Source organism: Spirillospora sp. NPDC049652, assembly GCF_040675125.1.
Lineage (GTDB): Bacteria > Actinomycetota > Actinomycetes > Streptosporangiales > Streptosporangiaceae > Spirillospora.
Map to the genome: position 1 here is coordinate 1 of NZ_JBFAOF010000810.1, position 3,357 is coordinate 3,357.

The window sequence follows — 3,357 nt, forward strand, 5'->3', positions numbered from 1 at the left end:
GGGTGTTCGCGGCCGGGGACGTCCGGTCCGGGTCGATGAAGCGCGTCGCCTCGGCCGTCGGGGACGGCGCGATGGCGGTCGCCCTCGTCCACCGCTACCTCGAACAGGCCTGACCCGGCCGTCCCTGACCCGGCCGTCCCTGACCCGGCCGTCCCTGACCTGACCGACCCGGGCCCGCTACTGGCAGCCCTCGAACTGGGGGACGGCGACGACCGACAGGTCCAGGCCGGAGCCGCCGAACCAGCGGCGCATGGACCTCGCCATCGTGCCGTCCTGGTACATCCGGGTGATCGCCTTGTTGACGGCCTCGCAGCCGTCCGGGTCGCCGGGGCGCATCCCGATGCCGGTGGGCTGCTCGCCGAACCGCGCGCCGAGCAGCCGGAACGGCGCGCCCTCCTGGTTGCGCAGCCCGGCCAGGATGGTGTCGTTCGTGGTGATCGCGTCGATCCGGCCGTCCCGGAGCATCGCGGTGCACTGCGCGTACCCGTCGGTCCGCACCGGCAGGGCGGGGACGCGCAGCCCCTTGATGACCAGATCGGCCGCGCCCGCGCCCTTGACGGCGCAGATCCGGCGCCCGGCGAGGTCGTGCACGTTCCGGATGCGCCGCTCGCCGGAGCGGACGAGGATGTCCTGGTAGGTCGGCACGTACGGCCCGGCGAAGGTGATCCGCGTCTTCCAGTCGGCCCGCACCCAGTACGTGAGGATCATGTCGACGCTCTTGTCCTTCAGCAGCAGCCGTTCCCGGTCCACCGCCGCCGCCGGGACGATCCGGACCCGCTTCCCGAGCGTCTTCGCCACGTACCGGGCGACGTCGACGTCCAGGCCCTCGAACGTGCCGTTCTGCTCGCGCATGCCGATCCCGGGAAGATCCGGCCGCACCCCGGCGACCAGGGTGCCCTTCGCCAGCAGCCCGGTCTCCGCCCGCGCGTAGGGCAGGCAGCCGGTCACGGCGGTGCCCGCCGCCAGCCACGCCGCGAGTCCCGGCGTGATCGTTTTCCGCATGGCGCGCACGGTAGCAACGCTGTCCGGCTTGCGCTGGAAGAACCACCCAAACGGTCGCTATCGCCCAGCGGCACGGTCATCACGCCGACGGCGTTCCCGACTCAGCGCGTGCGGCTCAGCGCGTGCGGCGCAGCGCGGTGTACTGGAGCGCCGCGAAGCCGGCGACCACGATCGCCTGGAGCACCGCCCACACGGTCCCGACGGTGTTCAGCGAGAACCAGCCCGCGAACACGGTGACGATGCTCAGCACCGTCCACAGCCCGTTCACCTCGACCACGGCGGTCACGGCGCCCCGCCTGGGGCGGGCGGGCATGGAGATGGCCCACACGGCAGCGGCGTACAGCAGGAGGAATCCGCCCAGCTCGCGTCCGGTGCCGGCGTTGAGGTCGAGCAGGTCCTGGAGTGGGGCGGCCAGAGCGAGATAGAGCAGGCCGTTGGCTCCGGTCACGATCGCGTCCGCGCGCAGGGCCAGGCGCAGCAGTCGGCTGCCGTCGGCGAACAGGCCGGACGGAGTGCGGGTCGTGGCTGCTGTGGTCATCGGAGTCCTCTTTCCTGGAGTTCCTCACCTCGATGATCACGACGTTAGGGACAAGCGATAGCCGGAGCGATTACCTGGGACGTAGCGGTACGTGCCGCAGCCCGACGTAGCTTGAAGCCCGTCCGGTCGGCCCCCGCCCGGGGCGGAGGCCGACCGCTGCGGAAACGGACCGCAGAAGTGGCGGATCAGTATCCGCCGCCACCCCCGCCACCGCCACCACCGCCGCTACCGCTCTTTCCCGTGACCTTCTTGCCGTCCGGGGAGACCACGTACCAGCTGGCGCCGAACTGATTGAGGCCCTGGCCCTTGGCGCTGCCCTTCGTGGTGCCGTCCGGGGTGTAGTAGTACAGCGGATGCCCGCCGTAGGTCACCTGCTTGGCACCGCCGTTCCTGCTGCTGGTGCCGAGCATCGACGCCTTCACGCCCGAGCCCGCCTGCGGTTTGTCCTTGGAGGTGACCGGCGGCCACACGGCCTCGCAGGAGCCGGTGCAGGAGGACTTGCCACCGTGGTCCTTGTCGAACAGGTACTCGGTGCGCCCCTTGCCGTCGACCAGGACCTGCCCCAGGCTGCCCACCTTCGCCGCCGCGACCGTTCCCCCGGCCGCGGCCGCCGAGCCCGGCGCGGAGCTGGGCATCGAACTGGGCATGGAACTCGGCATGGAACTGGGCATCGAGCTGGGCTCCGACGTGGGCCCGGAGGTGGGTCCCGACGTGGCCGGCGGGGTCGAGGCGGTCATGGGAGTGTGCGGTTCGACGGCGCCGGTCAGCTTGGACGAGTTGCCGGACGAGCCGCAGGCGGACCCCACGGCGGCCAGCGCCGCCACGAGGACCGTGACGGGCAGGACGCGGCTCCGCCACGACCGGATCACCGGACCTGACGAGCGCGCGGTTCTGCACAGGTTCGTTCGGGACATCACAGAGCGTCCTTCCTTCAGAAATGCCGGTATCGGCTTCCCGGCGCTTTCCTGTCCGGCAGGGACCATTACCCCTGTGACGGCCGCAGAACGGACATTTCCAGACGCTGACCTGGTCTTTTCGAGTAATCTCCGGGCGGCGGGAAAGGTGGTTTAAAGCTCACGCATTCATCGGGTCGACGGCGTCGCGGTCATCTCGCCGAGGAGTTATCGCCGCCCGCCGGAATCGCCGCCGCCCACCCGGATGCCTCACCTCCTGAGACCGACCCCGGGAACCTTCGACTACGCTGCTCTGGTTTTCGATACTTGGAGCGGTGACCATGGATGGTCGAGGAGAAGACATGACGGCCGTCGAGCCCGCCGAACTGCGCCGCCTGTTCCTGTTCGAGGACCTGGACGACGAGAAGCTGAAGTGGCTGGCGACCTACGGCTGCGAGCGGACCTACGCCGAGGGCGAGACCGTCTGCGCGCAGGGCGACCCGGCCGAGTTCTTCTACGTCCTGCTGGACGGCGAGGTCGCGATGACCCAGCAGGTCCGCGACCATCCGGTGGAGATGACCCGGTCCGGGCAGCCCGGCGTGTACGGCGGCGCGGTGCAGGCCTACATCGGCGAGCGGATCGAGCAGCGGTACGCGCACACGCTGCGCGCGCTGCGCCCGTCCCGGATGTTCGAGCTGCCCGCGCGCAAGTTCGGCAAGGCCGTGCGGTCCTGGTTCCCGATGGCGACGCACCTGCTGGAGGGCGTGTTCTTCGGGATGAACAACGCCCGGCGCCTGGTGGACCAGCGGGAGCGGCTGACCGCGCTCGGCACCATCACCGCCGGGCTCACGCACGAGCTGAACAACCCGGCCGCGGCGGCCGCGCGCGCCGCCTCCGAGCTGGGCGACCGGCTCGTCGGCGCGC

General features: G+C 70.9%; 5 protein-coding genes. 2 read left to right on the forward strand and 3 right to left on the reverse strand.

Features of this window, described 5'->3' with window-relative positions:
• Positions 1–177: 177 nt before the first annotated feature.
• The 3 genes from AB0J52_RS33025 to AB0J52_RS33035 form a co-directional block, all read right to left on the reverse strand.
• Complete coding sequence (locus AB0J52_RS33025; protein ID WP_500186777.1) at positions 178–1,002, reverse strand: transporter substrate-binding domain-containing protein; 825 nt, start codon at positions 1,000–1,002, stop codon at positions 178–180.
• 115 nt (positions 1,003–1,117) lie between these two features.
• A complete protein-coding gene (locus AB0J52_RS33030) occupies positions 1,118–1,540 on the reverse strand; it encodes a hypothetical protein (RefSeq protein WP_500186779.1) in 423 nt (140 codons plus the stop codon).
• A gap of 185 nt (positions 1,541–1,725) precedes the next feature.
• Positions 1,726–2,175: a COG4315 family predicted lipoprotein gene (locus tag AB0J52_RS33035; protein ID WP_500186781.1), complete on the reverse strand. Its 450-nt coding sequence runs from the start codon at positions 2,173–2,175 to the stop codon at positions 1,726–1,728.
• 22 nt (positions 2,176–2,197) lie between these two features.
• Between AB0J52_RS33035 and AB0J52_RS33040 the strand changes: the two genes are divergently transcribed.
• On the forward strand, positions 2,198–2,611 hold the full coding sequence (locus AB0J52_RS33040) for a hypothetical protein (protein WP_500186782.1): 414 nt from the start codon (positions 2,198–2,200) through the stop codon (positions 2,609–2,611).
• Positions 2,612–2,795: 184 nt separating this feature from the next.
• On the forward strand, positions 2,796–3,357 hold a 562-nt coding region (locus tag AB0J52_RS33045), incomplete at its 3' end, for a cyclic nucleotide-binding domain-containing protein (protein WP_500186783.1).

Coding starts and splice junctions, on each gene's coding strand:
- AB0J52_RS33025 (WP_500186777.1), bottom strand. CDS start 1,002: ATGCGGAAAACGATCACGCCGGGACTCGCGGCGTGGCTGGCGGCGGGC.
- AB0J52_RS33030 (WP_500186779.1), bottom strand. CDS start 1,540: ATGACCACAGCAGCCACGACCCGCACTCCGTCCGGCCTGTTCGCCGAC.
- AB0J52_RS33035 (WP_500186781.1), bottom strand. CDS start 2,175: ATGCCCAGCTCCGCGCCGGGCTCGGCGGCCGCGGCCGGGGGAACGGTC.
- AB0J52_RS33040 (WP_500186782.1), top strand. CDS start 2,198: ATGGAACTGGGCATCGAGCTGGGCTCCGACGTGGGCCCGGAGGTGGGT.